The 17,655-nt window shown below is 65.5% G+C and carries 19 protein-coding genes; 12 read left to right on the top strand and 7 right to left on the bottom strand.

Annotated features, from left to right (window positions below):
* Positions 1-68: 68 nt before the first annotated feature.
* Positions 69-419, top strand: a complete 351-nt coding sequence (locus CI41S_RS41860) for an endonuclease domain-containing protein (RefSeq protein WP_430650072.1) — start codon at positions 69-71, stop codon at positions 417-419.
* A 60-nt stretch (positions 420-479) separates the two neighbouring features.
* Here CI41S_RS41860 and CI41S_RS41855 read toward each other — a convergent pair whose 3' ends face one another.
* From CI41S_RS41855 to CI41S_RS41845, 3 genes are all read right to left on the bottom strand, one after another.
* On the bottom strand, positions 480-1,421 hold the full coding sequence (locus CI41S_RS41855) for an aldo/keto reductase (protein WP_139864801.1): 942 nt from the start codon (positions 1,419-1,421) through the stop codon (positions 480-482).
* 293 nt (positions 1,422-1,714) lie between these two features.
* The gene (locus CI41S_RS41850; protein ID WP_139864800.1) at positions 1,715-2,176 is read right to left on the bottom strand and encodes a GNAT family N-acetyltransferase; all 462 of its coding nucleotides are present in this window, start codon (positions 2,174-2,176) and stop codon (positions 1,715-1,717) included.
* 86 nt (positions 2,177-2,262) lie between these two features.
* A complete protein-coding gene (locus CI41S_RS41845; RefSeq protein ID WP_139864799.1) occupies positions 2,263-3,078 on the bottom strand; it encodes a PAS-domain containing protein in 816 nt (271 codons plus the stop codon).
* Positions 3,079-3,290: 212 nt separating this feature from the next.
* On the opposite strand from CI41S_RS41845, the gene CI41S_RS41840 reads away from it, so the two are divergent.
* Positions 3,291-3,644, top strand: coding sequence for a DMT family protein (locus tag CI41S_RS41840; RefSeq protein ID WP_139486484.1), 354 nt, complete (start codon positions 3,291-3,293; stop codon positions 3,642-3,644).
* A gap of 86 nt (positions 3,645-3,730) precedes the next feature.
* On the opposite strand, the gene CI41S_RS43990 is transcribed toward CI41S_RS41840, so the two are convergent.
* From CI41S_RS43990 to CI41S_RS41835, 3 genes are all read right to left on the bottom strand, one after another.
* Entirely contained in the window at positions 3,731-3,871 is a 141-nt protein-coding gene (locus CI41S_RS43990; protein ID WP_172628408.1) for a hypothetical protein, read from the bottom strand.
* 62 nt (positions 3,872-3,933) lie between these two features.
* Positions 3,934-4,110: a hypothetical protein gene (locus tag CI41S_RS43985; protein WP_172628407.1), complete on the bottom strand. Its 177-nt coding sequence runs from the start codon at positions 4,108-4,110 to the stop codon at positions 3,934-3,936.
* Between the two features lie 201 nt (positions 4,111-4,311).
* Positions 4,312-4,962, bottom strand: coding sequence for a glutathione S-transferase family protein (locus tag CI41S_RS41835; RefSeq protein WP_139486483.1), 651 nt, complete (start codon positions 4,960-4,962; stop codon positions 4,312-4,314).
* Positions 4,963-5,556: 594 nt separating this feature from the next.
* Between CI41S_RS41835 and CI41S_RS41830 the strand changes: the two genes are divergently transcribed.
* The 8 genes from CI41S_RS41830 to CI41S_RS41795 all read left to right on the top strand — a co-directional run bounded on the left by CI41S_RS41830 (position 5,557) and on the right by CI41S_RS41795 (position 13,978).
* Positions 5,557-6,759, top strand: coding sequence for a pyridoxal phosphate-dependent aminotransferase (locus CI41S_RS41830; protein ID WP_139864798.1), 1,203 nt, complete (start codon positions 5,557-5,559; stop codon positions 6,757-6,759).
* 245 nt (positions 6,760-7,004) lie between these two features.
* Complete coding sequence (locus tag CI41S_RS41825) at positions 7,005-7,529, top strand: DUF992 domain-containing protein (RefSeq protein ID WP_139864797.1); 525 nt, start codon at positions 7,005-7,007, stop codon at positions 7,527-7,529.
* A gap of 238 nt (positions 7,530-7,767) precedes the next feature.
* Entirely contained in the window at positions 7,768-8,253 is a 486-nt protein-coding gene (locus tag CI41S_RS41820) for a DUF992 domain-containing protein (protein WP_139486480.1), read from the top strand.
* A 186-nt stretch (positions 8,254-8,439) separates the two neighbouring features.
* Complete coding sequence (locus tag CI41S_RS41815; protein ID WP_139864796.1) at positions 8,440-10,488, top strand: elongation factor G; 2,049 nt, start codon at positions 8,440-8,442, stop codon at positions 10,486-10,488.
* Positions 10,489-10,682: 194 nt separating this feature from the next.
* Positions 10,683-11,324, top strand: a complete 642-nt coding sequence (locus tag CI41S_RS41810; RefSeq protein WP_139864795.1) for a YoaK family protein — start codon at positions 10,683-10,685, stop codon at positions 11,322-11,324.
* Between the two features lie 31 nt (positions 11,325-11,355).
* Entirely contained in the window at positions 11,356-12,198 is an 843-nt protein-coding gene (locus CI41S_RS41805) for a shikimate dehydrogenase (RefSeq protein WP_139864794.1), read from the top strand.
* Between the two features lie 69 nt (positions 12,199-12,267).
* Positions 12,268-12,894, top strand: a complete 627-nt coding sequence (locus tag CI41S_RS41800) for a hypothetical protein (protein ID WP_139864793.1) — start codon at positions 12,268-12,270, stop codon at positions 12,892-12,894.
* A gap of 475 nt (positions 12,895-13,369) precedes the next feature.
* Positions 13,370-13,978 (top strand): single stranded DNA-binding domain-containing protein, encoded by a 609-nt coding sequence (locus tag CI41S_RS41795; protein ID WP_139864792.1) that lies wholly within the window; start codon positions 13,370-13,372, stop codon positions 13,976-13,978.
* Between the two features lie 241 nt (positions 13,979-14,219).
* On the opposite strand, the gene CI41S_RS41790 is transcribed toward CI41S_RS41795, so the two are convergent.
* Entirely contained in the window at positions 14,220-15,356 is a 1,137-nt protein-coding gene (locus CI41S_RS41790) for an alpha-hydroxy acid oxidase (protein WP_139864791.1), read from the bottom strand.
* 121 nt (positions 15,357-15,477) lie between these two features.
* On the opposite strand from CI41S_RS41790, the gene CI41S_RS43980 reads away from it, so the two are divergent.
* A complete protein-coding gene (locus CI41S_RS43980) occupies positions 15,478-15,651 on the top strand; it encodes a hypothetical protein (protein WP_172627132.1) in 174 nt (57 codons plus the stop codon).
* Positions 15,652-15,865: 214 nt separating this feature from the next.
* Positions 15,866-17,212, top strand: coding sequence for a phosphoglucosamine mutase (gene glmM / locus CI41S_RS41785; RefSeq protein WP_139864790.1), 1,347 nt, complete (start codon positions 15,866-15,868; stop codon positions 17,210-17,212).
* The last annotated feature ends 443 nt before the right edge of the window (positions 17,213-17,655 follow it).

Genomic DNA, 17,655 nt, shown 5'->3' with positions numbered 1-17,655 from the left:
TTCAACCTCTCCCCGCCCTTTGCGGGGAGAGGTCGGATCGCATCGAAGATGCGATCCGGGTGAGGGGCATGGCAATGCGGGGCCGCAAGGAAGCGCCTATCCGACTCGCGAGAGGACTGCGGGTCAATCAAACGGATGAAGAAACTGTGCTGTGGAATCGCATCCGCAACCGCCAGATCGATGGCCACAAGTTCGCGCGGCAGATCCCGATCGGACGCTACAGCTGCGATTTCGTCTGCCGTGAGAAGAAGCTTGTGATCGAGGTCGATGGTGGGCAGCACGCCGATTCCGTTGCCGACGTTGTTCGCGATCGCTATATGGCTGACGAGGGATATCGGGTGCTGCGCTTCTGGAACAACGATGTGCTCGGCAACATCGAAGGCGTCTTACTCACAATTCAGTCTGAACTCGCCGGATAGAGCCCCTCACCCCAACCCTCTCCCCGTGAAGGACGGGGAGAGGGAGCGAGAGAGCCGGGCCTACTCCTTCGTGATCCCATCGATCTCAGCCATCTCCTCGGCCGTCAGCTTCCAGCTGATCGCTTTCACGTTCTGCTCGACCTGCTCGACCCGCGTGGCTCCTGCGATCACGCTTGAGACCTGCGGTCGGGCGGCGAGCCAGGAGAAGGCGAGTTCGAGCAAGGTGTGGCCGCGCTCTTTTGCGAACGCCTGCAGCTTCTCGACGATGTCCTCGTTGCGCGGGGTGACGTAGCGGTCTTTCAAGGCCGGAGCCTTGGCAAAGCGCGTGTCGGCGGGCGCGGCGGCGCCGCGCTGGTATTTTCCGGTGAGAAGTCCGCTGGCGAGCGGGAAGAACGGCAGCAGGCCGAGATTGTACTCCTGTGCCGCCGGCAGCAGGTCCTTCTCGATGTCGCGCACCAAGAGGCTGTATTCATCCTGGCAGGAGACGAAGCGGCTGACGTTCATCTGGCGCGCGACGTACTCGGCCTCGGCGATGCGCCAGGCCGGGAAGTTGGAATTGCCGATGTAGCGCACCTTGCCCTGGCGGACGAGGTCGTCCAGCGCGCGCAGCGTCTCGTCGATCGGGGTCAGCGGATCGTAATCGTGCTGCTGGTAGAGATCGATGTAGTCGGTGTTCAGCCGCGTCAGGCTGGCTTCCACCGCCTGCATGATGTAGCGGCGCGAGGCGCCCTGTTTGGTGCCGTCGGCGGCCATCGGCTTGGCGTATTTGGTGGCGAGCACGATGTCCTTGCGGCGGTCGCCGAGCACGGTTCCAAGCACGGTTTCCGAGCCGCCCATGCCGGCATAGATGTCGGCGGTGTCGAACAAGGTGACGCCGAGGTCGATCGCCTTGTGGATCACCTTGCGCGAGGTTTCCAGATCGGTGCGCTGGCCGAAATTGTTGCAGCCGATGCCGACGGCCGACACGCGCAGGCCGGAACCGCCGAGGTTACGAATTTCCATGAGATAATCCTGTGGGATAGGCGAGGGATGCGGCGCATTGTGACGCGCGCACCAAGGCGCGGCAAGGTGCCGCCCTACCGTCGCCGATGCATGGCACTGTCGCAAAAAGGCGATGTCACGAAGAATGCAATGCTGCAAAAAAAAGCGGTCCCGGTCAGACGCGGCGACTGACGGGGACCGCTCGGGGCGCGAGATCCGAGACGGGGGGCCTGATCTTACGCGAGGCGGAGTCTAGCCGTGGTTTGTAACGCCCCGGTGACATCTGCGCGCAATCCACAGGTGACAAAACGCGCTCAGAAAACCTTGCGATAGATGACGAAGCCCGGCTTCTCCGCGATCTTGTCATAGAGCTGCATCGCAGTGTGATTGGTCTCGTGGGTCTGCCAGTAGACCCGCGACAGTCCCGCCAGCTTGGCCTGGGTGTAGACGCCGTTGATCAACGCGCGGCCGACGCCCTTGCCGCGCGCGGCTTCGCTGGTGAAGACGTCCTGCAGATAGCAGTTCGGCGCGATCGAGATGGTCGAGCGGTGAAACAGATAGTGCGTCAGCCCGAGCAGCGTGCCGCCGCGATCGGCGACCAGCGCGTGCATCGGCTCATAGGCGTCGAAGAAGCGCGTCCACGTCATCGCGGTGATCTCGGGCGCCAGCGCCGTCGGTCCCGACCGTCCGTAGAATGCGTTGTAGCCTTCCCACAACGGAAGCCACTGAGCGTAATCGTCGCGGGTGACGAAGCGGATGGTGACGTCGTCGGACATGAGCGTTCCTCGCGTTGAGCGATGCGCGCATCGCTCTCGGCGTTGTATCGTCGCGCTCGTGCGGGATCAATTGCGTGAGCCGCATCTCACTCGGCGGCGCGCAGCAGCCGCGCCGGATGGCGCTCGCCGCCGCCGCGCTGGGCGCGATATTCGTCGGCCCTGGCGGGATCGTCGCTGTGCCGCACCAGGTCGGTGACCGGCGTGTAGCTCAGCATGCGGCCGCCGTCGGGCAGCGCGGTGCAGGAAAAGCGCAGCACCTGGCCGTCGGCCAGATTGAGGTTGATCGGCGTGGAATCGCCGGCGCGCATCATCGCGATGCGCTCGGCGATGAATGCGCTCAGTTCCTCTTCCGGCAGTTCGTACGCGCCGGTGTCGCGGCCGTGATACATCAGCGCGATGAACGGCGGCTTGCTGTCGGCCTGTTCGTCGGACAGCGCGAAAGTATCGCGGAAGGCGCGATTGATGAATTCGGCGCGGGTGTCGGCGTCGAGCAGCACGATGCCGATGTCGACCTGGTCGAGCGCGGCCGCGAGCCGCGCCGCGGTGGCGTGATGCTCCTGGTCGGCGGCGAAGGCATCGATCCATTTCTGCCGTAGCAGACCGGTGATCAGCGCGGTGCCGGCGGCGGTCGCCGCCAGCATCAGCATCCGCGCGATGTCGGAGGCGTCGTAGCCGGGCATTGCGCGATGGCCGAGGAAGAACAGCGCCGAGGAGGCCACCGCGATGATCGCACAGACCAGCCCCGAGGTGATGCCGCTGACGGAGCTCGCCAGCGCGACGATGCAGACGAACAGCGGCGCGGGGTTGGGCACGGCGACGATGAAGCGGTCGATCACGAACGCGGCGACTGCGACGACCGCCGTCAAAGCCGGACCAGAAATTGCGCGCCAGTCGAACCGCATGCTCGCTCTCGTTGCTCGTCGAACAGACAATAAGGTCGCAGTTTGACGACAGGTCTGCAACGCCACCGGCATTTCCGGATCAAGCGTTAAGTCGGGCTTGCGCCGTTCGAGCCAGCTTTCGCTGCTTTCAATTCAAATGCTATGCAGTCGCGGCACGGAACCGGGTTCCGTGCCCGCCGGTTACCGCGTGCCCGCTTGCAAGAGGTCCTTCGATGTCCGCCATTTCGCCGTCGCTGCTGCCGATCCTGATGCTGTTCGCCTCGAACGTCTTCATGACCTTTGCCTGGTATGGCCATCTCAAGTTCAAGGATCATTCGCTCCCCATCGTCATTCTCGTGAGCTGGGGCATCGCCTTCTTCGAGTACTGGCTGGCGGTGCCGGCCAATCGCTGGGGCAGCGCGGTCTACAGCGCGGCGCAGCTCAAGACCATGCAGGAGGTGATCACGCTGGTGGTGTTCGCCGGCTTCTCGGTGCTGTATCTGAAGGAGCCGCTCGGCTGGAATCACGCACTCGGCTTTGCCTTCATCGCCATGGGCGCGTTTCTGATCTTCCATAAATTGGGCTAGCGCTTCCTTGTATCAGCATGATCTCCGCGCAAACGCTACGCGTTTGTCGCGAGGGAAAACCGCTTCACGCTTTTCCGGATCATGCTCTATTTGGACGCAGGCGTCATGATGCGCATCCGCAGCGCGCGATCCTCGCCCTGCGTGCCGGTCACGATCAGCAGCGATGCGGCGAGCAGGATCGCCACCGCCAGCGTCACGGTCACAAGTCCGACGGGTGTCTTCAACATCTCGGGCCGCGCTGTCTTGGTTGCGCCTTTCGCGCGTTAAGGTGCCAACGGGGAATGCCTGATTACGCCGGGACCGGCGTCGCCATGGTGATGTTGCTCGACAGCAGCGTCAGCGTGACGACGAGGCACAGCGCCAGCGCGCCGATCGCAAGCGATGCGGCGATCGCGCTGGTCAGCCGGGAAGACGCCACTGGGGCAGGGCGGCCCTGGAAGCCTGCCGTGCCGGACCACCGTGTCATGGTCGAAATCCTTGGCCAGAATCTCTGGCCTGAATCCTTCGCGTCGCGGGCGAATCACCCGGGACATCCGCCGGAATCTGCCGACGGTCGCCGGCAACATTGCGGCGGCGGCCACCCCGAAACGTGGCGAAAATGCGGCGGGATACGGCAATAAGCGCGGTTTTGCCCGCTATTCGGGCGGTTTTCCCGCTATCCCCGCTATCAGACGCCGGCGGCGAGGCGGGGCGGGGGCTCGGTCTCGGTGCCGCCCTGCCAGTCCATGGTGATGAAGCCGGGGGTCTGCTCGACCCGCTTCAGCCAGGCGCGGACCGATGGAAACGGCGCCAGATCGAAGTCGCAGCGGTCGGCGACGTGGGTGTAGCCGTAGAGCGCGATGTCGGCGATGGTGAACTGCTCGGCGGCGAAGTAGGCGTGGTCCTTGAGGTGGTTCTCCATCACCTGCAGCGCCGCATAGCCGCGCTCCATCCAGTCTTCCAGCGCATGGGTCTGCAGGTCGCGCCCACCCTTGACCAGCGACAGCCAGAAATAGGCGGCGCCGATGTTCGGCTCCAGCGCGTGCTGCTCGAAGAACATCCATTGCAACGCCTCGGCGCGCTCGATCCGCGACTCCGGAGCCAGCGGCGTGCCGATCGCGACGTACCAGAGGATGGCGTTGGACTCGGCGAGATGGCGGCCGTCGACCTCGAGCAGCGGCACCTGGCCGCTCGGATTCTTGGCCAGGAATTCCGGGGTCCGGCTCTCGCCGCGCAGGATGTCGATCTCGACCGCCTCGTACGGCGTGTTCAGTACCGCGAGCGCCAGCCGGACCTTGTAGCTGTTGCCGGAGCGCTGCATCGAATAGAGCTTGTACATTGCGTCGGGGTTCACTCGATCGGGAAGACGGTACGCTTGAAAACTGCGCGGCCTGTCACACCGCAACGCCGCTAAACAATGATGCCGATGCGCGTGCGTCGCAAGCCCCGCACCATGGAAAAAGTCGAAACGTCTACCGCACTGCACACGCGCAGAACGATTCCATCAACACGGCCGAACAACTCGGTTCACGCTTGCGCGACGCTCTGCATGGTGCCGGTCGATGCAGGCAGTGGACGTGTTGCGATTTACAAATCCTAACGCGGCACGGCGGTCCGAGCCGGTTACGAGCGACAGACGGTCGATGCTGTCCGGCAGGTGTCGCGCGACAGATTGTCCTCGGAGCAATTCGTGCTCGCGCGCGCCGCCGGAGGCCTTGCAGGCCAGGCTTTGGGGCCGCGGCCGGCCTTGCCGGATATGATCGATTCGGGCCCGGAACTTGCGGAATATTGCGCGCTTGTCCGCACGTGCGCGAAAGTTTTCGCGCGCGGCCGCCAAGCTTCTTGCGGCGCAGCGGCGACAGGCCTAGGGTGCTGTGATCCCATTCAAATCAAGTCGTGGCCAAGGGCTCACGACGTTTGCCAGGAGATGATTATGGCCTTCCTGTCCGCTGCGCTCGACCGTGTGAAGCCGTCCGCGACGATCGCGGTCACGGACAAAGCACGCGCGCTGAAAGCCGCGGGCCGCAACGTCATCGGCCTCGGCGCCGGTGAACCTGACTTCGACACGCCCGCCAACATCAAGCTGGCGGCGATCCGCGCCATCGAGGCCGGCAAGACCAAGTACACCGATGTCGGCGGCATTCCGGAATTGAAGGAAGCCATCATCGCCAAGTTTCAGCGCGAGAACGGCCTCTCCTACAAGCCGAACCAGATCATCGTCGGCACCGGCGGCAAGCAGGTGCTCTACAACGCGCTGATGGCAACCATCAATCCGGGCGACGAGGTGATCATTCCGGCGCCGTACTGGGTCAGCTATCCCGAGATGGTGGCGCTCGCCGGCGGCGAGTCCGTGCCGGTGGTATGCCCGGCCTCGACCGGCTTCAAGCTGCGTCCCGAGGATCTCGAGAAGGCGATCACGCCGAAGACCAAGTGGGTGATCCTGTGCTCGCCATCGAACCCGACCGGCTCGGCCTACACCAGGAGCGAGCTGAAGGCGCTCACCGACGTCCTGGTCAAGCATCCGCACGTCTGGGTGATGACCGACGACATGTACGAGCACCTCGTCTACGACGACTTCGTGTTCACCACTGCGGCGCAGGTCGAGCCGAGCCTTTACGAGCGCACGCTGACCGTGAACGGCGTGTCGAAGGCCTACTGCATGACCGGCTGGCGCATCGGTTACGCCGGCGGTCCGGCGCAGCTGATCAAGGCGATGGCCACGATCCAGTCGCAGTCGACCTCGAACCCGTCGTCGATCGCGCAGTGGGCGTCGGTCGAGGCGCTCAACGGTCCGCAGGACTTCATCGCCGCCAACAACAAGGTGTTCAAGGAGCGGCGCGACCTCGTGGTGTCGATGCTCAACCAGGCTGCTGGCATCGAGTGCCCGCGGCCGGAGGGCGCGTTCTACGTCTATCCGTCCTGCGCCGGCACGATCGGCAAGACGGCGCCGACCGGCAAGCTGATCGACAACGACGAGACCTTCGTCACCGAGCTGCTCGAGAGCGAAGGCGTCGCCGTGGTGCAGGGTTCGGCGTTCGGACTTGGACCGGCGTTCCGCATCTCCTACGCCACCAAGACCTCGGATCTCGAGGACGCCTGCAAGCGCATCCAGCGCTTCTGCGGCAATCTGCGCTAAGCAGTTTGGATCGACAGAACGTTCCCGAATCCGCGTGCGGGAACGTTTCTGTTTGTGTCGCTAGATTGCGCGCGCCGGTATAATCGGCGTGTCAAATCACGCCTGCTCACATCTGCGTTTCTGCGCGCGGGCATCGATGTCACACGCCGGAAGTTTTTAGGGCGTCTTTGCGAACTGCCTTGTTTTGGACACGACGCTTGCCTTGTGTCCGCGCGCAATTCAGTTCACCTGCGGAGACAGACCCAATGCGACTTTCGACACTCACCCTCGCCACGCTCGCGCTGCTGGCACCGATCGCCACCGCCAACGCGATGCCGGAGCAGGTTCAGGCCGGCGTCCTGCAATGCCAGGGCGGCGAGAATGTCGGCTTCGTCGTCGGCTCGGTCACCCAGCTGCAGTGCGTGTTCCAGAGCGGCGGCCGCCGTCCCGAGCCGTATCTTGCGACCGTGAAGCGGATCGGCGTCGACCTCGGCGTCACCGCTACGACGCAGCTCGCCTGGGCGGTCAGCGCGCCGACCACGCAGGTGCCGCGCGGTGCGCTCGCCGGCAGCTACGGCGGCGTCGGCGTCAACGCATCGGTCGGCCTCGGCGCCGGTGGCAACTTCCTGTTCGGCGGCCCGAACAATTCCTACGCGCTGCAGCCGATCAGCGTGCAGGGCCAGACCGGCCTCAACGTTGCGGCCGGCATCGCCGGGATCGACCTCGAGCCGGTCCGCGTCGGCGGTCCGCGCCGGCATCATCATCACCGCCGGCATCACCGCCACCACTAAGCCGATCAAGTCATCATCAAAGAGGCCCGCGCAAGCGGGCCTCTTTTTTTGCCGTTCGATCGCGGCGTGCAGCCGCGGCGCCTATAGCAACGCCGCCACATCCGCCGACAATCCGAGGTCGAAGGTCTCGCAGTCTGGCCGGCTGTGCGGTGATGTGGCATAGCAGGCACGGGTGCCGCAGCCACGGCATTCATCTGCTCCCTGTTCGCGTCACGCCCTTCAGCCGGAGATTCCCGACATGCGTCGCTTCATCCTTCTCGCCGGTGCCGCCATCGCCACGCTGGCCGCTGCAGTCAGCGGCGCCAACGCCCAGCAGCCGTTGCCGCGCGTGCAGGTCGGCGTCTTGGAATGCCGCGGCGGCGCGAGCATCGGCTTCATCGTCGGCTCGGTGACCAATCTCGGTTGCGTGCTGCGGGCCGACGGCCTGCCCGAGGACCGCTACATCGCCACCATCCGCAAGGTCGGCATCGATCTCGGCATCACCCAGGAATCGGCGCTGGCTTGGGGCGTCTACGCACCGGTGTCGCGGCTCGGGCCGGGCGCGCTGTCCGGCAATTATGCCGGCGCGCAGGGCAGCGCGACGCTCGGCGTCGGCGTCGGCGGCAACGTGCTGGTCGGCGGCTCCGACAACACCATCGCTTTGCAACCTTTGAGCGTGCAGGGCCAGGTCGGCGTCAACATCGCGGCGGGGCTCGAGAGCCTCGAACTGCGCCCGGGCCGCTAACACACCCTTCGCGTGCACTGTTCCGCGCCGGCGACCTCTCTCCGCAAGCACGGGGAGAGGCAGAGACGCGCGGCCATGCCGCCGCACCGCAGCGACGTTTTCCCGCTTGCCAAACGCCCGACGCAGGCAGAGCATGAACGGTCGCCGACCCAATTATGGGCCGAGCTCCAACACGAGGAGGCGGCAATGGGACAAGACGTCAGAAGTCCCCGAGGTCCACGGTGCATCGCACTGGTGGGCCCTTTCCAAAGCGGTAAAACCACACTTCTGGAAGCGATTCTGGCGCGTACGGGCGCCATCAAGACAGCTGGCAGCGTTGATGCCGGAACCTGCGTCGGCGATGCCAGCCCCGAGGCGCGCCTGCACAAGATGGGCGTCGGGCTGACCGCCGCCACCACCAGCTTCATGGGGGACAGCTACACCTTTATCGATTGCCCCGGCTCGGTCGAATTCGCGCACGATATGCGTGCCGCGTTGCCGGCGGTCGACGCCGCGGTCGTGGTCTGCGAGGCCGATGAAAAGAAGCTGCCGCAGCTGCAAATCATCCTGCGCGAGCTCGAGGAGCTCGGCATTCCCCGTTTCCTGTTCCTGAACAAGATCGATCGCGCCAACAAGCGCATCCGCGAGACGCTTGCGACGCTGCAGCCGGCCTCGCGCGTGCCGCTGGTGCTGCGCCAGATCCCGGTCTGGAACGGCGATCTGATCGAAGGCTTTGTCGATCTGGCGCTGGAGCGCGCCTTCGTCTATCGCGAGCACAAGCCGTCGGAGGTCGTCGAGCTCGAAGGCGGCAATCTCGATCGCGAGAAGGAAGCGCGCTTCTCGATGCTGGAGAAGCTCGCCGATCACGACGATGCGCTGATGGAGCAGCTGCTCGAGGATATCCAGCCGCCGCGCGACGCCGTGTTCGACGATCTCGCCCGCGAATTGCGCGAGGGCCTGATCTGTCCGGTGCTGCTCGGCTCGGCGATCCGCGAGAACGGCGTGTTGCGGCTGATGAAGGCGCTGCGCCATGAGGCGCCCGGCGTCGCCGAGACCGCCAAGCGGCTTGGCGTCAAGGACAGTAAGGACGCGCTGGCCTATGTGTTCAAGACCGTCCACCTGCAGCACGGCGGCAAGCTGTCGCTGGCCCGCGTGCTCGCCGGCCGGCTTGACGACGGCGCGACGCTGCAATCGTCGTCCGGTGAGAGCGGGCGCGTCTCCGGCGTGCTCGCGGTGTCGGGTACGCATGACAGCAAGCGCCCGTCGGCGGAAGCCGGCGACGCCGTCGCGCTCGGCAAGCTCGACGCGATCAAGACCGGCGACACGGTCTCGAGCGGCAAGACCGCGCCGGCCTCGCTGGTCAGCGTCGTGCCGGCCGCACCGGTGCTATCGATCTCGATCGCGGCGACCGACCGCAAGGACGACGTCAAGCTCGGTCAGGCCTTGCTGCGGCTCAACGAGGAGGATCCCTCGCTGACCATGATCCAGAACCCGCGCACCCACGACACCGTGCTGTGGGGACAGGGCGAGATGCATCTGCGCGTCGCGCAGGAGCGGCTGAAGGACCGGTTTGGCGTCAGCGTCAAATCGCATCCGCCGGCGATCGGCTATCAGGAGACCATCCGCAAGCCGATCACGCAGCGCGGCCGGCACAAGAAACAGTCCGGCGGCCACGGCCAGTTCGGCGACGTCGTGCTCGACATCAAGCCGAAGCCGCGCGGCTCGGGGTTTGAATTCCACGAGAAGGTGGTCGGCGGCGCGGTGCCGCGCAACTATATCGGCGCGGTGGAAGAGGGCGTCGTCGACGCGCTGGCGCGTGGGCCGCTCGGCTTCCCGGTGATCGACGTCGACGTCACGCTGACCGACGGCTCATATCACAGCGTGGATTCCTCCGATCTGGCATTCCGGACCGCGGCGCGGATCGGGGTCAGCGAAGGGCTGCCGCAATGCCAGCCGGTGCTGCTGGAGCCGATCCATCTGGTCGAGATCGTCTGCCCGACCGATGCGACCGCCAAGATCAACGCGATCCTGTCGGCGCGCCGCGGCCAGATCCTCGGCTTCGACACCCGCGAGGGCTGGAGCGGCTGGGACTGCGTTCGCGCCACGATGCCGGAAGCCGAGATCGGCGACCTGATCGTGGAGCTGCGATCGGCCACCGCCGGCGCCGGCAGCTTCACCCGCCAGTTCGACCGCATGGCCGAGGTCACGGGCCGCGCCGCCGACCAGATCATCGCCGCCCACCGCGACGCGGCGTGATGATCTTCCGTCATTCCGGGGCGGTCCGCCAGGACCGAACCCGGAATCTCGAGATTCTCGGTGCGCAATTGCGCACCTGAGGGTTCGATGCCTACGCATCGCCCCGGAATGACGGTGCGTTTCTGGTCCGCTCCCTTTCCAAGCCAATTACTTTCATGAACACTGCTGGCTTCACGCGCAGTGGTCCGAACAGCATGCTTCAATCCCGCCGCAACCTGGCGCTGGCCTGTGCGTTGAGCGCGCTTGCGGGCTATATCGACAGCATCGGCTATCTGCATCTCGGCGGGCTGTTCGTGTCCTTCATGAGCGGCAACTCGACGCGGCTTGGCGTGACGCTCGCCGAGGGGCATTGGGAGCACGCGGCCGAGCCGTTCGCCCTGATCGCGCTGTTTGTTGCCGGCGCTGCGGCCGGCAGCCTGATCGTGCTCAGCCGCATCGCATACCGCCAGCCGCTGATGCTGCTTGCCGAGGCGCTTCTGCTCTCGGGGGCGGCCGCGGCCTATGCCTACAACCTGCCGGCGACCGCGATCGCCGCAATCGTGCTGGCGATGGGGCTGGAGAATGCCGTGTTCCAGATTGAAGGCGGTGGCGGGCTCGGCCTGACCTATGTCACGGGGGCGCTGGTCAAGGTCGGCCAGCTGATCGCCGCCGCGCTGACCGGCGGCGCGCCCTGGGCCTGGCTGCCGAACCTGCTGCTGTGGGCGGCGCTGGTGATCGGCGCGGTGGCCGGCGCAGCCGCCTATCGCTGGATCAACCTCGCGGCGGTCTGGTTTGCCGCCGGCGTGGCGTTCGCGCTGAGTGCGCTGGTTGCCGCAACCGTAAAGTGGACGGATTGACAGCGGCGGCGCCATGCCCGATGTCACGGTCATGACATCGTCCGCAAAAACCCGTGCCGCGTGCCTGATCGGCTGGCCGGCGGCGCATTCGCGCTCGCCGCTGATCCATCATTACTGGCTGCGTACGCTCGGCATCGAGGGCGGCTATGTGATCGAGGCGGTGCCGCCGGACGATTTCAAGGATTTCATCTTCCGCCTGTCGCTGCGCGGCTTCGTCGGCGCCAACGTCACCCTTCCGCACAAGGAGCACGCGCTGGCGCTGTCGACGCCGGACGAGCGCGCCCGCGCCGTCGGCGCCGCCAACACGCTGTGGTTCGCCGACGGTGAGCTTCGTTCGACCAACACCGATGTCGAAGGTTTCATCAACAATCTCGACGCCTGTGCGCCCGGCTGGGACAAGACCAGCGACGCGCTGGTGTTGGGGGCCGGCGGCGCGGCGCGCGCGGTGGTGTTCGGGCTGATCGAGCGCGGTATCGCGCGGGTGCATCTGGTCAACCGCACCGTCGATCGCGCCCGCGCGCTCGCCGATCAGTTCGGCGCGTCGGTGCAGCCGGCGACATGGGATGCGGTCAATGACCTGTTGCCCCGCGCGGGCCTGCTGGTGAACACGACATCGCTCGGCATGCACGGCCAGCCCGCGCTCGAGATCGATGTCGGCCTGTTGCCGCAGCACGCCGTGGTCTCCGATCTCGTCTACGTCCCGCTGGTGACGCCGCTGCTGGCGGCGGCGCAGGCGCGCGGGCTGAAGACCGCGGACGGGCTCGGCATGCTGCTGCACCAGGCGGTGCGCGGCTTCGAACTGTGGTTCGGCCAGCGCCCGCAGGTCACATCAGAATTGCGTGCGATCGTCGAAGCCGATCTCACAAAGACTTGAGGCGCGGAATAGCCTCACCGGGCGGGGGTCATTGCTACATCACCCAGCATCCCCTCCTGGAGATCCGGTATGCCGTTCCGCCGTTCCACCTTTATACGTCCGGTCATTGCGCTTGCGATGGTGACGGGCTCCACGTTCTACGCCATCGCACAGCAGTCACCGACGCCGACGCGCGTTCGTGGAACCGTCGAGAGCGTCGACGGCGATACGCTCGCGGTCAAGTCGCGCAGCGGCGAGGATGTCAAGCTGCGCATGGCCAGCAATATGATGGTGCTCGGCCTGACCAAGATCCCGCTGTCCGGCATCAAGGTGGGTTCCTTCATCGGCACCACCACGGTGCCCGGATCGGACGGCGTGCCGAAGGCGGTCGAGGTGCATGTGTTCCCCGAGAACATGCGCGGCACCGGTGAGGGTTCCCGCGCATGGGATATCAAGCCTAACAGCAGCATGACCAACGCCACGGTCGCGGATTCTGTCATCGGCAATGACGGTCACACGCTGCTGGTCAAATACAAGGGCGGCGAGAAGAAGGTCGAGGTGCCGCCGGACACGCCGGTCGTGACCTATGTTCCCGGTGACAAGTCGGAGCTCAAGGCCGGCGCCAAGGTGATCGCCTTCACGAAGCAGCTGCCGGACGGTTCGCTCGAGACCGACCGCGTCAGCGTCGGCCGCGACGGTCTGACACCGCCGATGTGATGCGAAGGCGCGTCTCTTTTAACACGTCGTCCCGGTGAAAAGCCGGGACTACGATCTCCGCTACCACTCCCGTCATCCCCGCGCAAAGGCGAAGCCTTTGTCGCTGGAGGTGCAAGCTCTTGCGAGCCTCGAAGGATGCACGGCCCGGCTGTCGGCCGATTCATCCTTCGAGGCTCGCCGAAGAGGCTCGCACCTCAGGATGACGGAACTGAGAATGCAGCCGCTCAGATCAAAGCGGTGCGTAGCCCGGATGCAGCGAAGCGAAATCCGGGGTCTCTCGCCGCGGCATGACCGTCCCGGATTGCGCTTCGCTGCATCCGGGCTACGGCACCCTTGATTGTGGCCGGGGGTAACAAACCCAAACCCGCCTCGTATCAGTTGGTGCGAACGACCTTCTCCCCGAAGGTCAGGAGCGTGGGAATACCGCCGACGCTCCGGTGTTCGTGAATCCGCCAGCCGATCCCCGGAGGACATCATGCTAAAATCGCCCCTGTTCGCGGCGCTGCTCGCCGTTGCTTTCACGTCTGTCGCATCCGCGCAGCAGCCGCCGACGGTGCGGATCCGCGGCACCATCGAGGCCGTCGACGGCGCGATGCTGTCGATCAAATCGCGCGACGGCGCCGACATGAAGGTGCGCGCCACCGACAACGTCGCGGTGTTCGGCGTCGCCAAGACCGATCTGTCGGAGATCAAGCCCGGCTCCTATATCGGCATCACCGCGATGCCGGAGCCCGACGGGACGCAGAAGGCGATCGCAGTGCACATCTTCCCGGAGAACCAGCGCGGCGCCGCCGAGGGCTTTCGTCCCTGGGACCTGCGCGCCAACTCGACCATGACGAACGCCACCGTCGCCGAGACGGTGAAGGGTACCGACGGCCAGAACGTTCTGGTCAAGTACAAGGACGGCGAGAAGAAGGTCGTGGTGCCGCCGGGCACGCCGGTCGTCACCTTCGTCGCCGGCGACAAGTCGGAGCTGAAGCCGGGCGCCCAGATCATCATCTTCGGCGCGGCGAAGAAGGAGGATGGCACGCTGGAAGCCAACCGCGTCAACGTCGGCCGCGACGGCATCGCGCCGCCGATGTGACCATTCTTACCCTCTCCCCCTGTGGGAGAGGGTCGCTTCGCGCAGCGAAGCGGGGTGAGGGGTTGTCTCCGCGGATAGAGACCCCTCATCCGTCGCGGACTACGTCCGCGCCACCTTCTCCCACAAGGGGAGAAGCGAAGAGGAGCGCGTAGCCCGGATGCAGCGAAGCGAAATCCGGGAATCGTCCGCGGAAAGGCTGTCCCGGATTGCGCTGCGCTCCATCCGGGCTACGGCAGCGGAGCTACACCGCCAGCACGTGATCGTCGATCTCGGCAATCGTGTTGACGCCGCAGAGCCCCATCGTGGTGGTGAGCTCCTTCGCCAGGATGTCGATCGCCTTCGCGACGCCAGCCTCGCCGCCGGCGCCAAGCCCGTAGGCATAGGCGCGGCCGATCATGCAGGATTTTGCGCCGAGCGCGAGCGCGCGCATGATGTCCATGCCGGTGCGGATGCCGCCGTCGAACATGATCTCGAGCTGCGAGCCGACCTCGTCGACGATTTCCGGCAGCACCTCGATCGAGGACGGTGCGCCGTCGAGCTGGCGGCCGCCATGGTTGGAGACCACGATCGCCTGCGCGCCGCTCTTGGCGGCGATCTCGGCGTCCTCGACATCGAGGATGCCTTTCAGGATCAGCTTGCCCGGCCAGATCGAGCGGATCCAGTCGATGTCCTTCCAGTTCAGCGTGGTGTCGAACTGCGACGCGGTCCAAGCCGCCAGCTTGGTGAGATCCTCGGTGTCTTTGACGTGGCCGACGATGTTGCCAAAGCTGCGGCGCTTGCCGCGCATCACGCCGGCGACCCAGGACGGCTTGCTGGCAAAGTCGATCAGCTTCGACAGCGACCATTCCGGCGGCACCGTCATGCCGTTCTTGATGTCCTGGTGGCGCTGGCCGATCACCTGCAGGTCGACGGTCAAGACCAGCGCTGAGCATTTGGCGGCAATCGCGCGCTCGATCAGCGACTTGATGAAGCCGCGGTCCTTCATGACGTAGAGCTGGAACCAGAACGGCTTGTCGACCGCGGCCGCGATCTCCTCGATCGAGCAGATCGACATCGTGCTCTGGGTGAAGGGAATGCCGGCCGCCTGCGCGGCGCGGCAGGCGTGGATTTCGCCGTCGCCATGCTGCATGCCGAGCAGGCCGACCGGCGCCAGGATCAGCGGCATCGCGGACGGCTCGCCGAGAATCGTGGTCGACAGATTGCGCTTGGAGACGTCGACAAGGATGCGCTGGCGGAACTTGATCTGCTGCAGGTCCGCCGAGTTCGCGCGCAGCGTGTCCTCGGTATAGGAGCCGCGGTCGGCGTAATCGAAAAACGCGCGCGGCACCCGCCGCTTGTGCAGCTGGCGCAGGTCTTCGATGCAGGTAATGTGCTTCATGGACGTTCCCGGGGGCCTTCTTCTTGATCGCAAATCTTGCGGGTTCGAGGTCTCGTCGTCATCTAGCATGGTTGAACCGCTTGCCAAATCGGAGCGAAGCGAAACCACGATGGAGAGCGCGATGACGGCATCAGGCGCCAAGCCGAAAGCGGATCAGAGCGCGGAAAAGCGCCGCCTCGACGAAGCCCTGGAAGAGGGGCTGGAGGAGACGTTTCCGGGTTCCGACCCCGTCAATGTCACCCAGCCGGCGCCCAGCAAGGGCGACCAGCACGTCCGGCGCAGCGACAAGGAATAGCGGCGCAGGTCCCGGCAGGCTTGCGTATCAGACAATAAGGGTATATTTTTCAAAGTGTTAGGCGCGAGCCGCGTGGTTCGATCGCCGTAATGATTCATCATATTTTTTGAAGTCATTTTAGCGCCTGGCAGTCTATAAGGCCGATGCACGCTAGACTGGTGGGCGTTCGGGGCTCTCTCGCCATCCGGTTCGAGGGGCCCGTCTTGGGGGATACATGAGCCGCAAATATTTCGGGACCGACGGGATTCGGGGCCGCGCCAATGGACTGATCACGCCCGAGCTCGCGCTCAAGGTGGGGCAGGCCGCCGGCCTGGTGTTTCAGCGTGGCGACCATCGCCATCGCGTCGTGATCGGCAAGGACACACGGCTGTCCGGCTACATGATCGAATACGCCATGGTTGCGGGCTTCACCTCGGTCGGCATGGACGTGCTGCTGCTCGGCCCGATGCCGACGCCGGCGGTCGCGATGCTGACCAAGTCGATGCGCGCCGATCTCGGCGTCATGATCTCGGCCTCGCACAATCTGTTCGAGGACAACGGCATCAAGCTGTTCGGCCCGCAGGGCTTCAAGCTGTCCGACGATGTCGAGAAGCAGATCGAGCAGCTGCTCGACGAATCGCTCGACCGCCGCCTGGCGCAGAGCGCGAGCCTCGGCCGCGCCCGCCGCATCGACGGCGTCCATGACCGCTACATCGAATTCGCCAAGCGCACGCTGCCGCGCGACCTCTCGCTCGAGGGCCTGCGCGTCGTGATCGACTGCGCCAACGGCGCCGCCTACAAGGTGGTGCCGGAGGCGCTGTGGGAGCTCGGCGCCGATGTGGTGCCGATCGGGGTCGAACCCGACGGCTTCAACATCAACAAGGAATGCGGCTCGACCTCGCCGGAGGCGCTGGCCAGGAAGGTGCGCGAGATGCGCGCCGATATCGGCATTGCGCTCGATGGCGACGCCGACCGCGTCATCCTGGTCGACGAGCGCGGCCATTTGGTCGATGGCGACCAGCTGCTCGCGGTGATCGCACAGAGCTGGAAGGAAGACGGCCGGCTTGCCAAGCCCGGCATCGTCGCCACCGTGATGTCCAATCTCGGGCTGGAGCGCTTCCTGCAGGGCCAGGGGCTGCAGCTGATCCGCACGCCGGTCGGCGACCGCTACGTGCTCGAGCAGATGCTGAGCGGCGGCTACAATCTCGGCGGCGAGCAGTCCGGCCACATCATCCTGTCCGACTACGCCACCACCGGCGACGGTTTTGTCGCCGCGCTGCAGGTGCTGGCGGTCGTGCAGAAGCTGCGCCGCCCGGTCTCCGAAGTGTGCCGGCGTTTTGATCCGCTGCCGCAGATCCTCAAGAACGTGCGCTATCGCAGCGGCAAGCCGCTCGACAACGCCGAGGTCAAGTCCGCGATCACCGACGGCGAGAAGCGCCTCAACGGCCATGGCCGTCTGCTGATCCGCCCCTCCGGCACCGAGCCGGTGATCCGTGTGATGGGCGAGGGCGACGACCGCATCCTGGTCGAAGAGGTCGTCGACAACATCGTCACCGCACTCGGCCACGCCGCAGCGGCGTAGAGTCCGCTGTCCGATCATCAGCTTGCCAATTCCGTCATCCTGAGGTGGCCGCTTCTTCAGCGGCCCTCGAAGGATGCACGGCCCGGCTGTTGCCGCTGTGAGAGCCGGGCCGTCGACCCTTCGAGACGCCTGCTGCGCAGGCTCCTCAGGGTGACGGTGTTGGTTTGCTCAGCTTGCTCGGTGTCATCACCCGGCTTGACCGGGTGATCCAGTATTCCAGAGACGCCGGTGATAGAAGCGAGAGGCCGCGGCGTACTGGATCGCCCGGTCCATGTGCGCAATTGCGCACAGGCCGGGCGATGACAACGGTATATGAGGGCAAAGCTTCACACCCTCTCAGGGTGACGGTGAGAGAGGGCTCGCGGCGTTCCAGCCGAAGATGCCGAACGCGATTCGCTATAGCGGTCCGCTCCGCGCGGCAGCTCTCGTTAATCACTCGCTAA

Origin of the sequence: Bradyrhizobium ivorense (genome assembly GCF_900696085.1) — a bacterium.
Lineage (GTDB): Bacteria > Pseudomonadota > Alphaproteobacteria > Rhizobiales > Xanthobacteraceae > Bradyrhizobium > Bradyrhizobium ivorense.
The sequence above is the reverse complement of the archived record's forward strand: the minus strand, read 5'-3'. Positions and strand labels throughout refer to the sequence as shown.